Raw genomic sequence first — 16,526 nt, 5'->3', positions numbered from 1 at the left:
ATTATGCCTATTGAGGTTTTGCTAGTAGAAGACAACCCTGGCGATGTGCAGTTAACCCGCATAGCCTTTGAAGATAGCAAAATCTCCGTGAACCTGAATGTCGTGGTCGATGGCGTCGAGGCTATGGCATTCTTGCGTAAACAGGAAAATTATGCTGATATGCACACCCCTGACATCATCCTGCTAGATTTCAATCTACCCAAAAAAGACGGGCGAGAGGTGCTGGCAGAAATTAAAGCGGATGAAACCCTTAGGCGAATTCCTGTGGTTGTTCTGACAACATCTGGGGCTGAAGAAGATGTCTTGAGAGCTTACAACCTTTGTGCTAACTGCTATATCACTAAGCCTGTTGACTTTGACCAGTTTGTCAAAATTGTCCATTCTATAGAGAACTTTTGGTTCACTGTTGTCAAGTTACCACCGGAGTGAGGCGGGAGTGGGGAGATGAGGGAGAATAACTAATAACTAATAACTAATAACTAAAATAATGAAAGTTTTATTAGTAGAAGATAATCCTGGTGATGTCCGTCTGTTGCAGGAGTTTTTATGGGATGTCAGTTCTGTTCAGTTTTATCTCAAGCAGGCGCAGCAATTGGACGAGGCGCTACGCTTTTTAGAGCAAGAACGCTTTGATGTCATTCTGCTAGACCTCTTACTTCCAGATAGCCAGGGACTGGATACCTTTATCAAAATTCATCATCGGGCAAGTGCCATTCCTATCATCGTGTTAACAGGTTTTGATGATGAAACATTGGCAACTAAGGCTATGCAAGAGGGAGCACAAGATTATTTGGTCAAGGGACAGGTGAATGGTGATTTACTGGTGCGCTCAATGCGCTATGCAATTGAGCGTCAGCGAACAGAGGAAGCTCTGCGACAGAGTGAAGAGCGATTTCGGGTAGCTCTAAAAAACTCGCCGATTGTTGTTTTCAACCAGGACAAGGAGTTACGCTACACCTGGGTTTATAACCCTGCATTTGGGTTGACGGCTGAAGAGATGTTGGGTAAACGGGACTCAGATCTCATTGGTGCTGAAGATGCTCAACGTCTCTTGGCTATCAAAAGTCGTGTACTCACCACCGGGATCGGAACCCGAGAGGAAGTCTCTATCACCACTGCACAAGGAACTCGATATTACGAGTTAACTGTAGAGCCATTGTATAATGACTCGCAAGAAGTTGTAGGCATCACCTGCGCTGGTATTGACATCAGCGAACGGCAAGCTGCACTGCGTGAACGGCAAGCCGCGCTGCGCGAACGCAAACTTGCTGAACAGAAAATTCGCGAGCAGGCGGCTTTGCTTGATGTCACCACGGATGCCATTTTTGTGCGAGATTTAGACAACTGCATCTTATTCTGGAACAAAGGTGCAGAAAATTTGTACGGATGGCAAGCTCAAGAAGCGTGTGGCAAAATTGCTAGCAAGCTTTTGCATAAGGAACAGCCACCAGAAGTGGAAGCTGCTTTTTCAACGGTTATCAGCAAAGGTCAGTGGCAAGGCGAGATCACTAAAATGACTAAAAATGGGAAGGAAATTTTAGTAGGAAGCCGCTGGACATTAGTCTGTGATGAACAAGGAAAGCCCAAATCAATTCTTAGCGTTGACACAGATATCACCGAGAAAAAACTATTGGAAGCGCAATTGTTTCGCGCTCAACGTTTGGAAAGTATCGGTACTTTAGCGAGTGGTATCGCTCACGATCTGAACAACATCCTAACGCCGATTTTAGCAGTGGCTCAACTGTTACCCCTCAAATTCCCTAACCTGTACAAGCAAGATAAACACTTGCTGGAAATACTAGAAGACAGCGCCAAACGTGGAGCCGACCTTGTCAAGCAGGTTTTGTCATTTGCGCGAGGCGTGGAAGGAAAGCGCATGACCTTACAAGTCAAACACCTGATTAGGGAAGTCGTAAAGATTCTTAAACAGACCTTCCCTAAATCGATTGAAGTGTGTATTGAAATAGCACAAGACTTGTGGTTGGTTTCTGGAGATGGGACACAACTTCATCAGGTGCTGATGAACCTTTGTGTTAATGCTCGCGATGCTATGCCCAATGGCGGGACTTTAAGTATCTCTGCCGAAAATGTGTTTATTGATGAAAACTATGCTCGGATGCATTTAGAAGCCAAAACCGGATATTATACATTGATAACTGTTTCAGATACTGGAATTGGTATTCCTCCTGAAATAATCGATAGAATTTTTGAGCCATTTTTCACAACCAAAGAACAAGGTAAAGGAACGGGACTGGGGCTTTCCACTGTTATTGGCATTGTTAAAAGTCACGGTGGTTTTGTGAACGTCTATAGTGAAGTGGGATCTGGCACGAGTTTTAAGATTTACTTACCAGCAGTACAGGGAATAGAAACACAGCCAGCACAAGAGATAGAGGTTCTGGCGGGACATGGAGAATTAATCCTGGTTGTGGATGATGAACCCTCAATTCAAGAAATTACCAAAGTTTCGTTAGAAACATACAATTACAAAATTCTGATTGCTAATGATGGCATTGAGGCGATCGCCATCTACGCCCAACATAAGAACGAAATTAGTGCTGTGTTGATTGATATGATGTTGCCCGTGTTGGATGGTTTAACTGCCATGCGTACCATGCAAAAAATCAACCCACAAGTCAAAATTATTGCTACTAGCGGGCTGATGTCTAGCAGTAAGCTGACAGCAGCAATTGGCAATGGTGTCAAAACATTTTTGTCGAAGCCCTATACGGTCAAGGAATTATTGCACACTTTACAGATGGTTCTCAGTTAAAAGTACTGTTTTCCCTAGTCGAAAGGCGTCTGGAATCCAGCAAATTCCTCTAAGTAGGCGAGAATAGAAGTGCCATTTTCATCTTGAGAAACCTCGTTATTAAGCAGCAACTTGACAACCCCTCCTTCGCCACGCAAATGGGCAGCTGCAAGAATTCCGGATGTGGTGATGACTACTCCTCCTCGTTGTTGTCCGATAAATTCTTTTATAGAACGTCCATTGAGTTGATTGTTGATCAGGTTCCACCTGTATTCAAAAGCCTCTTTAATAGCTTTGTCTTGCACATCGTTCTTATTATTAAGGAAATCTTGCTTACTATTAATCCCATTTTTTCCTGTCCATCTACCCTGCCAATTGTTCCTATCTACACCATTTCCTCCACCGATATAGGGATTAGGGGTGTCATAATAACCAAGGTCTTTCAGCAAGGCTTCTCCGAATTGGTACTTGCCTATAAAACCCAACTGGTTCTCAATGTTAGTAGGTGGATTTTGTTGTCCTGTTTCCCTTATTGCAAGTGCTGTCAAAAAGTCTTCGTAACTTCCCCTAACCCCATTCTGCTTTGTTTGTGCGACATAATCGCTTTTGTTGAAGACACTGTTAGCGTAGCTAGATTCAGGTGTGAAAAATGATGTCGTTAAAAGTGAACACGCCACTAGTCCTACAGCAGAAAGTTTGTTAATTTTAGGACTTACCCATTGACAAAGTTCTGATTGTGTGTTTTTAGCGATAGGAGACAGAAATCACCTCAACTTAGTAGGGTAGGGTTTTGAACCTAGAGGATATAAGCCCTCCTTCTACTTCTTATATAGGTCTAAGTGACATCAACTTATGCACTGGCGGAAGATGGAACGTGGATTGTAGATAGCTGAAAAATTTTGCCGCCGCAGTTCTTTTCGTCTTGGGTGTAAGGTTTAAGTCGCAGCCGTGCAGTTTCAATCTCTGGCATGGTGTCAAGGTAGGAATGGACACTCTAGATTAAGAAGATGTGCTTTTTGTATTGTAAAAATTAATATAATGCTCTTATTATGAGCACTTCCAAACCCCTAAAAAAATTTGACACAGGTTCCCGTCGCCGTGAAAACGACTGGCGGTTATTTTTGCGTTTAGTACCTTATGCCCGTCATCATGGACAATTACTAGCGCTTGCCATTTTGCTGCTGATACCCATAGCAGTCGCTAACGCTGTGCAACCACTCCTTATTGGACAGGTTATCTCCCTCATTCGCAATGAACCAAGTACCTATGAGTTTCTCAAGAATCGCCCGTTGTTACAGGGGCTAAATATTATCGAAGTCTTGTTGCTGATAACGATAACTGTACGACTCATATTTACTGGGTTTCAGGGTTATTTAGTACAGAAGGTAGGGCAGCAAATTACTGCCGAAATTCGCCAAGACTTGTTTCATCATGTTACATCTTTAGCAGTGCGTTTTTTTGACAGAACACCTGTAGGTAAATTAATCACCAGGCTTACTAGTGATGTGGAAGTCTTGGGTGATGTGTTTTCCACTGGAGCAATTGGCATTGTATCAGATGTCTTCTCCATGCTGGTGATTCTCGGTTTTATGTTTTCTCTCCAGTGGCAACTTGCTTTTTTGCTGCTGATGGTGTTATTTCCGGTTGCTGGTATTATAATATACTTTCAACAGCAGTACCGCAAAGCTAATTACAAGGTAAGGGAAGAACTTTCTGCACTGAATTCTCAGCTACAAGAGAATATTGTTGGCATTAATATTGTGCAATTGTTCCAGAGGGAAAAATTCAATGCAGAGTTGTTTCGAGCTAACAATCAGCGTTACGTCAAAGATGTGGATGATACCATCTTTTATGATTCAGCGGTTTCGTCAACACTGGAATGGATTGCTTTAATTGCCATTGCAGGTGTTTTATGGGTAGGTGGTTATTTACTCCTGCAAGAGAACTTGACTTTTGGCATATTATCAGCATTTATATTGTATGCCCAACGATTATTTGACCCTTTACGGCAATTTGCGGAAAAATTCACTGTCATTCAAGCTGGTTTCACCGCTATAGAACGCGTGAGTGAGATTTTAGATGAACCGATAGAAATACGCGATCGCAGTAATCCAAGATTCTCACTTTTTGATTCTACACTGGGTTACATAAAAGAAATAACTGCCAATCCTGAATCCCCAACCGATAATTCACAACCTGAACTTGGAGAAATCCGATTTGAACACGTCTGGTTTGCGTATAAAGACAATGATTATGTGATCAAGAATTTGAACTTTACCATTCATCCTGGAGAGAAAATAGCATTAGTAGGTCCTACAGGTGCGGGTAAAAGTTCCATCATCCGTCTTTTGTGTCGCCTTTACGAACCGAACAAAGGACGCATTTTGGTGGACGGCGTAGATATCCGGGAAATACCCCAAGCAGAACTGCGGCGTTACATGGCTGTAATTTTGCAAGAAGGCTTTTTGTTTGCTGGTGATGTTAAAAGTAACATTACCTTAGGGGACATCTATAGTTTTGAGGAAATCCAACAAGCAGCACAGAAAACGAATATCGCCCAGTTTATTGAACTCCTACCCCAAGGTTATGATAGCCAACTTAGAGAACGGGGTACAAATCTTTCTAGCGGTCAAAAGCAACTTTTAGCATTTGCGCGTGCTGCGATTCGCGATCCACAAATTTTGATTCTGGATGAAGCAACTGCTAATCTAGATGTAGGAACAGAAGCTTTAATTCAAGAAGCTTTAAACAAACTTTTAGTCAGACGTACCGCCATCATTATTGCTCATCGTCTGTCCACCATTCGCAATGTAGATCGAATTTTTGTGCTAAAGCACGGAGAATTAGTAGAACAGGGAAGTCATGAAGAGTTGCTGCACACAGGAGGAATATACGCCACTTTGCACAACTTGCAGATGTTAGGAACCTAAAGAATTTTAGCTCTTAGATATTAGATAGTCTGGTGAGTGACTTCGTGTCGTTCACTGTATATACTCGTACATAACCCTACCTATTTTTATCTCCAGCAATCCTTTGCAAGGGTTGTGAGCGTTGCTTGCGCGGACTGGAAGTCTGCACTACTAACCAAGGTTCATAAAATATTTAGGAGCGCTATAGATACTCCCACTCTTTATTTTATTTACTACAAGTTATGAGCTTGTGAGATGCAAGCCAGAAACTATCCACGTCATACTTAATAAAGACTGATTCTTGCGTAGCATTGCAAGAAGCCCTAAGTTTCAGAGTTTGAGTTTCATCTTTCACTAGTTTTGCTTGATAACAGTATAGGGAGCAATCTGGTTTTTCAACATTTAGCTCAGCAAGAACCATATTCTTGTCTAAATTTTGCTTAATGATTCCGCCTGTCACTTTGTAGTTAAACCAATCCCATCCGTGGCGGAGGATAAGCTCTCTTTCTAAAACCTGAATTGAGTTTGGCAGAATTCCCCAACCTCGATAGACTTTCTTCAAGAATGTTATGTCACCAGTCCGAGTTAAAATCGAATTAAATGATTGTTGATCCAAAGCTCCATAGTATCTTCCGTTTGGGAAATCTATCGCGGTTGGAGCAAACCGATGTCCACCAAAATGGCTCGATTTCCAAATACGAACGTTCTCTAATTCCAAACTCGAAACGATAGATGTAGCGTGGAAGTAAAAAGGATTGCCATATCTAGCACAACACCTATCATGGCTACCATGAGTACACACAAGAATATCTCTTGTTGCATTTGTTTCTATATCAGAATTAGAAAATTCACCCCGTAACCATTTTCTGACAACGGCTGCTACTTGCTCAAGATTTGCTAACTGAAATTCTTGCTTACAATACCCATTGCTCAAACCCTCTTTTCTGTGATAGATCAACAGGGTTGTGTGCTCTACTTTGTGTGATAAATTATTGGCAATCAAGAGAAATTTTATAGGCAGCTTATTTCGTTTCACCTCCTTGATCAAAATTTGTAAATTCTCAGGAACCCACCTGGAATTAAAGGCTTCTGATATCCAAGGTGGAGGACACTCAACTAATATATAAGTTTCCTGATAGGTGGCACTACCAATAATATCTTCTCCTGCTTGTCGCGAATAGTCGGAACAAAAGAAAGTATTCATCTAACCTTACTGTACTTAATCAATGTGTTTTACGAACAAATAAAGGATTTTACGAACTACAGATGTGGTCATTGACTACAAAATCCCCTCATAAGATTGTTTACCGCTACTAGTTTCAACGAAAACAAAACCTTTAGCTATCAACAAGCATAACAATAGAGAAAAAATATTTATTCCCACTTTCAATAAGTCTCCCAGTTGATAACAAGACTTCTCGTAGATTCCTCTGTTTTAAAAAAGCTGACAAGTTTTTTAATAGGTAGTTTATTGTCAGTAAAGATAATTTTAGACAACCAACAAGTGAGTATCTTTATACTTCTTTTTCTCTCAGCTTTGCAATATTTGAATAAGTCAGTGTTTGTCATTTGGCTTGGTAATTCTTCGTTTAAAGCAAAGCACAAATTTAAACACTTGAACTGATGAAAGTTCAAATTATTATGAAATATCTTTCCCAGAAAAAAGGCTAGCCATTTTATTTTGCCCTTCACGAAATATAAAAACTGCTTCTTTTGTACATTTTTTTTTAAAAGTTCTCGGTGTCGAAACGGTTTTCCTAAATCTATTAATTGCTCCATATTGCAAAATATTCTCAATTAATTGCTAAAAAAAATCAAATGAAATCAATTATTACAAATTATTAACACTAAACAAGATAACACAATCTCAGCCCCTTCACCTTCTTTTGTATTCTTAAAAATAAATTTAAGCAATTATTCATTGCGAATGTCACTTGTTTTCAGCATCAACATTCAAATTGGAAAAGGTACTTTTACTTAGCGATAACATGACCATTTCCTCAAAATTAATGCGAATATCACTAATACAACACTGCTTTTTGGTAGATTTTGCTAATTCCTATGATATATCTAGTCCAGACTATCTTAAGGATTTTTTTACTTTATCTCAGAAAGCTGAAAAGCATATCAGGACTGGTGTGGGGCGTCTATTATGACTCTAACTGAAGTCAATAACAAAAGCAAGTATTTGCTAATTTTTCTAATTATCGAACCTGTTCCAAACTGGGAAATGGCAGTTAACACAGGGTTAATTAGTAGCATCATATAGCTGACAATGCTTGCTGGAGCAAGGTTTTGTACTCCGGATACACTAGATAAATATTCTTAAATCGTAGAAAACAGTTGCAAAGACTTTAAGTTAAGGAAGTCACCTTGTCTCATCCTTTGAGAAAAACTCACAATGATCCCACGAAGAAATTTGGGTCATTCACAAAGAAAAAACTTTCTGTCTCTACAACTAAATTCAAGAGGCTACAACCTCAACTTTCCATCTAGTGATGAATTGTTCAACTCAATTTTGAGTTCTTTGTTAGTCATAACTCATGTCTTTATCAGAGCAAGTTATGATAGTAATTAAAAATCCTGCGATTTCTTGCTATGGCTTCTGCCTCTTTCCTCTTTTATGCAGAGTTGAATGATTTCTTACCATCTCATAAAAAGCAGGTGAGAATAGCCCATTGTTTTACAGAAAGAGCCTCAATTAAGGACATGATTGAGTCGTTTGGTATTCCTCATCCAGAAGTTTCTTATATTGAAGTTAACGGAAAATCGGTAGATTTTTCCTACCTTGTGCAGGATGGGGATACAATCGATGTTTATCCAATTTCCGCTACAGATAGAGCTACATCCAACATCTCCGTGAGACCTAAACCCCTAAGTGTCATCTGCTTTGTTGTAGATATTCATTTAGGAAAATTAGCAACATCTTTACGCCTGTTAGGGTTTGATACGTTATACCGCAATGACTATAAAGATGAAGAATTAGCACGCATCTCTAGCCTCCAAAACCGAATTTTGTTAACTCGTGATCGCGGTTTATTAATGCGAAGTATAGTGACCTATGGATACTATGTGAGAAATACTAACCCGCAGCTACAAATTGTTGAAGTCATGCAGCGTTTTAACCTGTATAAATTAGTAGCACCCTTTCAACGCTGTTTACGCTGCAATGGATTATTAGAACCTGTAGCCAAAGAATCAATTATTGACGAGTTGCCAGAAACTGTCAGATTGTACACTCATGAATTTCATCGCTGTCAAAACTGCAACCAGATTTACTGGAAAGGATCGCATTATGAAAGATTGCAACAGTTTATTGACTTAGTAGTGGGTAATGAGTGATGGGTATTGGATAGTGGATATCGGTATTTTCTACAATCGATGAATCGTCCGGCGACGGTATGAGGCGCGAATCTCGCACCCGCGTAGACATCTACCAGGTACGTGCGAAATCTCGCCTTGTGGCTCACTCCCGCTCAACTTCACCTTAGGAGAATCCGATGACGATTTATGCTTAGGCTGTCAAGTCCGAGTTAGAGCCGTTTGAATATGAAACCGAACCGCTCTCGCCGATGGATGTCGAGGTGCGCGTGCAATACTGCAGCGTTTGTCACAGCGATCTCGCCATGATCGATAACGATTGAGGCATAAGTACTTATCCGCTTGAAACGATGTCTATAAATCGCACACGTTATGCCGAGTGCTGCGTCTGTTCCTTGGCGCTTCTCACCTGGCTTGCATAACGTCCTGGTGACTCGCCAAAGAGTCGTCGATACTCGCGATTAAATTGCGACGGGCTGGAATAGCCTACGGCATATCCAGTACCAGCAACATCTGTGACTTGGCTCGCAAGCAGACGCCTTGCCTCCTGAAGACGAATACACTTCTGGTATTCGAGCGGACTCATAGCAGTGATTTCACGAAAATGGCGATTCAGCGTCGAAACACTCATCCCTGCAATTTTGGCTAATTCATCTGCCGTATAGTCAGTTGCGTAGTGTTCGTGCAACCACGCAATCGCCCTGCCAACCTGTGACAGCCGACTGCTTGCTTGACTTGCCGCATACAGTGACCGACCCCACGGTCCAACGTAGAGTCGATAGAGCAGTTCTTGTTCATATAACGGCGCCAGGACATCGATATGCTGGGTGTTGTCGAGTAATTGCGCCAGCCTGAAGGCTGCATCAATAACTTCGGTTGTGGCGGTTCCCACCTGAAGCCCCCGATCGCTCCCTTGCGTGACATTGGGCGTCACCGTTGCTCGGATAGCGATTTCGGCAAGCGTTGGGTGGTGTAGATCAAGGCATAGCGCGAGATATGGATTCTCAGGAAGCGCCTCCAAAACGGTGCCAACAACAGGCAGATCGACTGTAACAAGGAAGCAATCGCCTGGTCCGTACTCAGAAGTCTTCTCACCGAAGAACACCTGCTTTCGACCCGAGACAACTAAGCAGAATAGAGGGTGATAGATTGCAGGCGTCCGAGTTGTGGAACGGTCGGCACGAAAAATTGAAAGCCGAGGCATCAGCGTAGGCTCCATTTGTTCCGACGCGAAGCTGTGGCGCGAAAGAATCTGAGCAAGCTCAGGCAGTGTGTTCATGATGATCCACCACGATTAAAGCCAGATAACTGCTTAATTTTATCAAGTTTGAGCGGATTGAGCAATGCTTTGAGCGAATTGTTGATTATTTTATAGCCTGAAAATGCCATAATTACAGGTAATGAAGCGAAACTTCTATAAAATTGCATCCGCGTTCCTAGTCAAAATGGAGCGAAATATGTAATTTGAAGACAACATAATTTTGGAAGGAGTTGTAGCATGACTAAAATCACCCTCATCACCGGAGCTAGTCGTGGGCTGGGCCGAAACACTGCTCTCAGTATTGCCCGCCACGGCGGTGACGTTATCATGACGTACAGAAATAGTGCCGAAGAAGCTCAGGCTGTTGTCGAAGAGATTAAAGGAATGGGTCGCAAGGCGATCGCCTTCCAGCTCGACAGCGGCAACATCACTGAATTCGCACCGTTCGTCGAGCACCTGCGGACAGCGCTGCGTGAAACCTGGCAGCGCGAGACCTTCGACCACCTCGTTAACAATGCCGGCCACGGCGAGTACGCCATGATCGAGCAGACGACCGAGGCGCAGTTTGACGGGTTGGTCAACGTCCACTTCAAGGGCGTGTTCTTTCTCACCCAGGCGCTCTTGCCGCTCCTGGCGGACGGCGGCCGCATCGTGAACCTAGGCACCGGACTGACCCGGGTGTCCTACCCCGGCTTTTCCGCTTACGCGGCAGCAAAGGCCGCAGCCGATATGCTCACCGTCTATATGGCCAAGGAGCTAGGCGGTCGCGGGATTACGGTTAACACAGTAGCGCCTGGCGCGATCGAGACCGATTTCGGCGGCGGACTCGTCCGCGACAACGCGGACGCCAACAAGCAATTCGCAGACATGACCGCGCTCGGCCGCGTCGGTGTGCCAGATGACATCGGGCCGATGATTGCGAGCCTGTTGTCCGAGAACAACCGCTGGGTCACTGCGCAGCGGATCGAGGTCTCCGGCGGTCAAGTCATCTGATCCGTCAGTCGCCAATGGTGAGGCGAAGGCGTGGAGCGTTGCCTCGCCATTGGTGAGCATGGTCACTCCGTCAGAAAGGAGCTCACAATGCGCGTGTTCGGCTACGCCATGCAGCACAAGGGCGGCTCGATGGACCAAGTGCAGTTCGATCGGGAGTCCCTCGGCATAGGCATTGTCGAGATGATGTCAGGGAAATTAGCCATCTAAGCTATCAGGAGGAAACGACGAGATGCAAGATTTCAATGGAAAAGTGGTTGTCATAACCGGGGGTGCCACTGGCATCGGCTTTGCGCTTGCCAAGCAGTTTGCAGAGCACGGCGCACGGATCGTCATTGCGGCGCGGCGGCGCGAACGTCTGGCTCAAGCAGCAGCGACTTTGTCCGCAAGCGGTGCCGAAATCCGGGTGTTCGAGTGTGACGTCACCCAACGTGACCAAGTCGAAGCCCTAGCCGACTTTGCCTGGGAGCAGTTTGGACGGGTAGATGTAATTGTCAATAATGCCGGGGTTCTCCCTACTCTGTCGCCTGTCATCGAAACGAAGCAAGAGGACGTGCAGCGCGTGTTCGACGTCGATTTCTTCGGTGTCTGGAACGGCGTCTCAGTGTTTGGGCAGCGGTTCATAGCGCAGGGAACGCCAGCCGCGATCTACAATGTCGGCTCGGAGAATTGCTTCTTCAGTGCAGTTCCGCAGGGGGGCGGATACGTGGCCGCCAAACATGCCGTTCTGGCGATGACCGAAGCGCTGCGGGAGGAACTGCCTGATCACATCGAGGTTAGCCTGATTTGCCCAGGATTGGTGAAGTCCGAACTCGGCGAGGTTACCAACGACGGCATGGACACAGACAGATTTGCGGCCTTGGCAATGACGCAAATCCTGGCAGGGGAATTTTTGATCGTCTCTCACGCGCATAACATGGTGCGAATTCAAGCGCGCTACGAGGAAATCAAGGTCGCTTACGTGAAGTATGCACCCCGCTATCAGGGCGACGACGAATTCGATGTCAGGACTCTGGGTGCCAGATTCAACTGGTGGAAATAACGTTAAACTACGAGGAGACTTCAATGATGAAACAGCAAACTGTCGAAGAATCAATCGAACAATACATCGGGGCTTGGAATAAAACAGGTGCTGACAACATCAAAGCCGCGCTCGGAAAATGCTGGACGGTTGACAGCACGTATGCCGATCCGAACAATGCGCCGACCAAAGGTGCGGACGGATTGACAGCGTTAATCGAGCTTTCCCAGAAGCAAATGCCCGGTCGTCGGTTCAGTCAAGCGTCCGCGCCTGAATTCCATCATGGCAGCGGCTGCTTTAGATGGCGGCTCACTCAGAAAGACGGTGAAGCGATCAATGGGTTGGATTATTTTGAATACAGCTCTGAAAATCAAATCACGCGCATTGTCGGGTTCTTCGATGTCCTGCGCTGATTATTACGTTCCGGTGCAGTTGGATGTTCCCGAAATTGACGTGCATTTCATCTCACACCAGACAAGTTACTTTGATTGATCGCACTAGCTCCACTCAAAGCACACTCTAGAATCAGGAACTTCATCATGGATATCGGATTTATTGGCATCGGGAGCATGGGCGCGGCAATGGTGCCCAACTTGGTCAAAGCTGGTCATTCTGTCAGCGTGTGGAACCGCAATGTAGAGGCAGCCAAGGCGCTGGAAGGTGTCACAGTTCTAACATCACCAGCCGCAGCATTTGAGCACGATGCAGTTATAACGATGCTTTCTGATGATGCTGCAATTCGCAGCGTGATCATGGACTCAGGCGTACTCGCTTCTGCCCGAAAAGACTGCGTTCATATCCTGATGGCGACAATCTCACCTGCGATTGTTGAAGAATTACAGAACTTGCATCGCAAAGCGAGCATGGCTTACATCTCCGCCCCGGTTCTGGGTGTCCCTGCTGTCGCGGCAAAGGGTGAGTTAAATATCTTAGCGGCAGGAGATGCAGATGCGATCGCAAAGGTTCAACCCTTGTTCGATGTACTCGGACAGAAAACCTGGCATCTCGGCGACGATCCCAAACGTGCCAACGTCGCAAAGATTGCCGCCAACCTGATGATTACTCTAGCGATCGAGTCGATGGGCGAAGCGACGGCACTGACCGAAAGCTACGGGTTGAAGGCAAGCGATTTCCTCGATATTGTCACCAACACATTGTTCGCGAGTCCCAGCTATAAACGCTACGGCGGCAATATTGCCAGCAACAGCTATGAGCCAGGATTCAAGCTGACATTGGGACTTAAAGACGTGAACTTGGCGATCGATGCTGCCAAAGCGAAACACGCCGTTTTGCCTGCGGCGGAAATTGTACGCGAAACGATGAACCAAGCGATCGATCAAGGATTGGGATCGAAAGACTGGTCGGCTCTGGCGAAGGTCACTCGTCATCGAGCAGGTTTAGCTGAAGGAGTTGCATAGCATGACGACGCTATTAGTGACTTATGCTGGCGATGCCAGTACACGCTTCGACCGCGACTATTTCGTTGGCATCCACCTGCCTTTGGTACTGGAGGCTTGGGGTCCATACGGGCTTAAGACTATCGATGCCTTCTTCCCGGCTGGGGACGGCGCAGGCATAATTGCGATCGCAGTGTGCGTATTCCAAGACGAGGCGGCGCTCAGTGCCTCCCTTAGCTCACCGCAGACCAATCGTGTGATGGCCGATGTTGAGCATTATACCGACGCGAAGCCTCGCCGTACCGCTCTGAGTTAGTGCGTTTATCCCCCTGACCGATGGCTCGGTCACTGGCCAGCGCATTGAAGTCTCCGGTGGCATGGCCCTCAAAAAGGCGAGTGGATCATTTGGGACACTGGCATTGAGGACAAAGTCGCAGAAGTACCTGGCGGCAGGATCATTGCCCACAACATCAGGGGCATTGTTGTTAGAACCATAAGTTCTCAGCTCACGGACATCGGCATCACGCCCGCAGACATCGGAACGGTTATTCTGTCCCACGCTCATTTCGATCATGTTGGCAACGCTGCGCTGTTCCGGCACGCGACCTGGTACATCCAACGTCGCGAGCATCAGGCAATGTTCGACCCTGATTATGAGCAGTATGGTTATTCTCCGTCGCTCTACGAAGATCTTAAGCAAGCGAAAGTTGAACTGATGGACGGCGATCGCGACATCTTCGGCGACGGTTCAGTGAAGGTAATTTCCACGCCGGAGCACACTCCCAGTCATTGCTCGCTACTGCTCCGCTTGGCGAAAACCGGGCCGGTTCTGCTCTCAGGCGATGTTGCACATTTTCGCTTCAACGATGATTGCTGCTTGGGGCAACTTCTAGTCCTAGAAGCTCGTAAAGGTATTCGGTTGAGTAGAAAACATTACATCAGGAAGATATATACGTGTTAAAAACTCCGCTTTGTCATCAGATTGGTATTTCCTATCCCATCTTCTCTGCGGGTATGGGGCCTGCCGCCGGACCAGAACTCGCAGCGGCGGTGTCTAGCGCTGGCGGCTGTGGGGTGCTAGGTGGACTGTTTATGCCACCCCCGATCCTGCGACAGGCGATCCACCGACTCCGCAGCTTAACAGACAAGCCCTTTGGGGTTAACTTCGTTCTCTCACATTTGCAGGAAGGGCAGATTGAAGTCTGCCTGGAAGAGCAGGTTCCCCTGCTAGTACTCTTTTGGGGCGATCCTAGTCCCTATATCGCTGAGGCTCATCGCCATCACACCAAGGTCTTCACCCAGGTGGGATCTGTCGAAGAAGCTACGGCAGCCGCAGACGCGGGTGTTGATGCGATCATCGTCCAAGGGGTTGAAGCAGGGGGGCATGTGAAGGGTCTTACATCGCTGTCAACTATTGTGCCAGCGGTGGTTGAAGCAGTCAACTCTGTGCCTGCGATCGCGGCTGGAGGGATTGCCACGGGTCGAGGTGTGGTGTCAGCCCTCAGCCTTGGGGCACAAGCGGTATCTATGGGGACACGGTTTCTCTGTAGCACCGAAGCCGCTGTGATGCGTGCCTACCAAGAACGAGTTGTCAGCAGTACTGCCAAGGACACGGTGTATACCACGCTCTTTGATGTTGGTTGGCCCGGTGCGCCACATCGAGTGCTGCGTAATACAGCGTTCGTGGAGTGGGAGTCGGCAGGTTACCCAGCCAGTGGGCAGCGTCCAGGTGAGGGCAAGATCGCTGGCACTGTCTCGGTGGCTGGCACCACCATAGAGGTGCCGAAATATGGGGCAATGATTCCACTAACTGGCTTTAGCGGGGATATGGAGTCCGTCGCTCTCTACGCGGGTGAATCGTGCAGTCTCGTGAATGACATCAAGCCCGCAGCGCAGATTGTTCAGGAAGTGGTGAAAGAGGCTGAAGAGACGATCGCGCATATGCAGCGGTAAAGGAACTACACATCGCAAGAGAGCGAAATAGATTCATAGTGATCCTGAAAATATTCTGTTCTCTGTTCACCTTCAATATAGTTTCTCGTGAGTGTCAAACCAGGAAAAACAAAGAGCATTATGTCGAGAAAAACAGCCATCGTTACGGGTGCATCAAGCGGCATTGGGTTAGGTATTGTCAAAACGCTGCTAGCTGAAGACTATAGTGTCGTTGCCTGTGCCCGAAAGCTTTCAAGCGCGAAAGTACTTGACCAAACTGATCGGTGCTTTCTAATTGATGGAGATGTCAGCTTGAAAGCTACGGGCGAATCACTGACCGATGTTGCAATTCAGAAAACTGGAAGGTTAGATCTGGTTGTCAACAATGCTGGTATTTTTGTTCCAGGAAATTTTCATGATTATACCGAAGAACAATATCGATCAATTATGGCAACGAACGCTGATGGATTTTTCTATGTTACCCAACCCGCAGTGAGACAGATGAGAACACAAGGACGGGGGCACGTTGTCACAATTTCAACAACGCTTGTCACACAGCCAGTCGCAGGATTAAATGCTTTTGGAACATACTTCAGTAAAGGCGCACTCAACGCCGCGACAAAAAGCTTGGCGATCGAATACGCAACGACAGGCATTCGGTTCAATACGATTAGTGCGGGCATCATCGATACGCCGATGCATCAACCAGAAAGCCATGAATTCCTGAAGGGTTTACATCCGATCGCTCGGCTCGGCACAGTGGGTGAGATCGTTACAGCACTCTTGTACCTTGAGGGTGCAGAATTTGTCACTGGCGAAATTTTGCATGTAGATGGCGGCGCACACGCGGGAAAATGGTAATGAATATGCGCGGCAGCAATTATCATCTGAAAAACCTCCAGAAAAAGGCTCAATCTCTGGGCTTTGACCTCGTTGCTCAATC

At 46.0% G+C, this 16,526-nt stretch carries 16 protein-coding genes; 13 read left to right on the top strand and 3 right to left on the bottom strand.

Translation table 11 applies throughout. The features are described from left to right. The first annotated feature begins 3 nt into the window (after window positions 1-3). Window positions 4-429: a response regulator gene (locus tag MAS10914_RS0112035; RefSeq protein WP_033365166.1), complete on the top strand. Its 426-nt coding sequence runs from the start codon at window positions 4-6 to the stop codon at window positions 427-429. Window positions 430-487: 58 nt separating this feature from the next. After that, window positions 488-2,773 (top strand): hybrid sensor histidine kinase/response regulator, encoded by a 2,286-nt coding sequence (locus MAS10914_RS0112030; RefSeq protein WP_017316186.1) that lies wholly within the window; start codon window positions 488-490, stop codon window positions 2,771-2,773. A 14-nt stretch (window positions 2,774-2,787) separates the two neighbouring features. On the opposite strand, the gene MAS10914_RS0112025 is transcribed toward MAS10914_RS0112030, so the two are convergent. After that, window positions 2,788-3,429: a hypothetical protein gene (locus MAS10914_RS0112025; RefSeq protein WP_017316185.1), complete on the bottom strand. Its 642-nt coding sequence runs from the start codon at window positions 3,427-3,429 to the stop codon at window positions 2,788-2,790. A 372-nt stretch (window positions 3,430-3,801) separates the two neighbouring features. Between MAS10914_RS0112025 and MAS10914_RS0112020 the strand changes: the two genes are divergently transcribed. Then, the gene (locus MAS10914_RS0112020; RefSeq protein WP_017316184.1) at window positions 3,802-5,682 is read left to right on the top strand and encodes an ABC transporter ATP-binding protein; all 1,881 of its coding nucleotides are present in this window, start codon (window positions 3,802-3,804) and stop codon (window positions 5,680-5,682) included. Window positions 5,683-5,887: 205 nt separating this feature from the next. Here the strand turns inward: MAS10914_RS0112020 and MAS10914_RS0112015 are convergent, their stop codons facing one another. Further along, window positions 5,888-6,865 (bottom strand): sucrase ferredoxin, encoded by a 978-nt coding sequence (locus tag MAS10914_RS0112015; RefSeq protein ID WP_017316183.1) that lies wholly within the window; start codon window positions 6,863-6,865, stop codon window positions 5,888-5,890. Window positions 6,866-8,259: 1,394 nt separating this feature from the next. On the opposite strand from MAS10914_RS0112015, the gene MAS10914_RS0112005 reads away from it, so the two are divergent. Beyond that, the gene (locus tag MAS10914_RS0112005) at window positions 8,260-9,003 is read left to right on the top strand and encodes a Mut7-C RNAse domain-containing protein (protein ID WP_017316181.1); all 744 of its coding nucleotides are present in this window, start codon (window positions 8,260-8,262) and stop codon (window positions 9,001-9,003) included. A 349-nt stretch (window positions 9,004-9,352) separates the two neighbouring features. Here MAS10914_RS0112005 and MAS10914_RS0112000 read toward each other — a convergent pair whose 3' ends face one another. Further along, window positions 9,353-10,261 carry an AraC family transcriptional regulator gene (locus tag MAS10914_RS0112000; protein WP_017316180.1) on the bottom strand — a complete coding sequence of 303 codons (909 nt, stop codon included), beginning with the start codon at window positions 10,259-10,261 and terminating at the stop codon, window positions 9,353-9,355. Between the two features lie 219 nt (window positions 10,262-10,480). On the opposite strand from MAS10914_RS0112000, the gene MAS10914_RS0111990 reads away from it, so the two are divergent. From MAS10914_RS0111990 to MAS10914_RS0111950, 9 genes are all read left to right on the top strand, one after another. Next, window positions 10,481-11,236, top strand: a complete 756-nt coding sequence (locus MAS10914_RS0111990) for an SDR family NAD(P)-dependent oxidoreductase (protein ID WP_017316178.1) — start codon at window positions 10,481-10,483, stop codon at window positions 11,234-11,236. Between the two features lie 30 nt (window positions 11,237-11,266). Continuing rightward, the gene (locus tag MAS10914_RS35510; protein WP_156818139.1) at window positions 11,267-11,443 is read left to right on the top strand and encodes a hypothetical protein; all 177 of its coding nucleotides are present in this window, start codon (window positions 11,267-11,269) and stop codon (window positions 11,441-11,443) included. Between the two features lie 22 nt (window positions 11,444-11,465). Continuing rightward, on the top strand, window positions 11,466-12,275 hold the full coding sequence (locus MAS10914_RS0111980) for an SDR family NAD(P)-dependent oxidoreductase (RefSeq protein ID WP_017316176.1): 810 nt from the start codon (window positions 11,466-11,468) through the stop codon (window positions 12,273-12,275). 23 nt (window positions 12,276-12,298) lie between these two features. Further along, complete coding sequence (locus MAS10914_RS0111975) at window positions 12,299-12,667, top strand: hypothetical protein (RefSeq protein WP_017316175.1); 369 nt, start codon at window positions 12,299-12,301, stop codon at window positions 12,665-12,667. Between the two features lie 126 nt (window positions 12,668-12,793). Further along, a complete protein-coding gene (locus MAS10914_RS0111970) occupies window positions 12,794-13,672 on the top strand; it encodes an NAD(P)-dependent oxidoreductase (protein WP_017316174.1) in 879 nt (292 codons plus the stop codon). Window position 13,673: 1 nt separating this feature from the next. Continuing rightward, window positions 13,674-13,967: an EthD family reductase gene (locus MAS10914_RS0111965; RefSeq protein ID WP_017316173.1), complete on the top strand. Its 294-nt coding sequence runs from the start codon at window positions 13,674-13,676 to the stop codon at window positions 13,965-13,967. A gap of 84 nt (window positions 13,968-14,051) precedes the next feature. After that, window positions 14,052-14,612 (top strand): N-acyl homoserine lactonase family protein, encoded by a 561-nt coding sequence (locus tag MAS10914_RS33505; RefSeq protein ID WP_084786346.1) that lies wholly within the window; start codon window positions 14,052-14,054, stop codon window positions 14,610-14,612. Further along, complete coding sequence (locus MAS10914_RS0111955) at window positions 14,606-15,604, top strand: NAD(P)H-dependent flavin oxidoreductase (protein WP_017316171.1); 999 nt, start codon at window positions 14,606-14,608, stop codon at window positions 15,602-15,604. Before MAS10914_RS33505 ends, MAS10914_RS0111955 begins: the two co-directional genes overlap by 7 nt. A gap of 120 nt (window positions 15,605-15,724) precedes the next feature. Then, window positions 15,725-16,444, top strand: a complete 720-nt coding sequence (locus tag MAS10914_RS0111950) for an SDR family NAD(P)-dependent oxidoreductase (RefSeq protein ID WP_017316170.1) — start codon at window positions 15,725-15,727, stop codon at window positions 16,442-16,444. The last annotated feature ends 82 nt before the right edge of the window (window positions 16,445-16,526 follow it).

Source organism: Mastigocladopsis repens PCC 10914 (assembly GCF_000315565.1).
GTDB lineage: Bacteria > Cyanobacteriota > Cyanobacteriia > Cyanobacteriales > Nostocaceae > Mastigocladopsis > Mastigocladopsis repens.
This window is presented reverse-complemented; position numbering and strand designations above follow the sequence as displayed.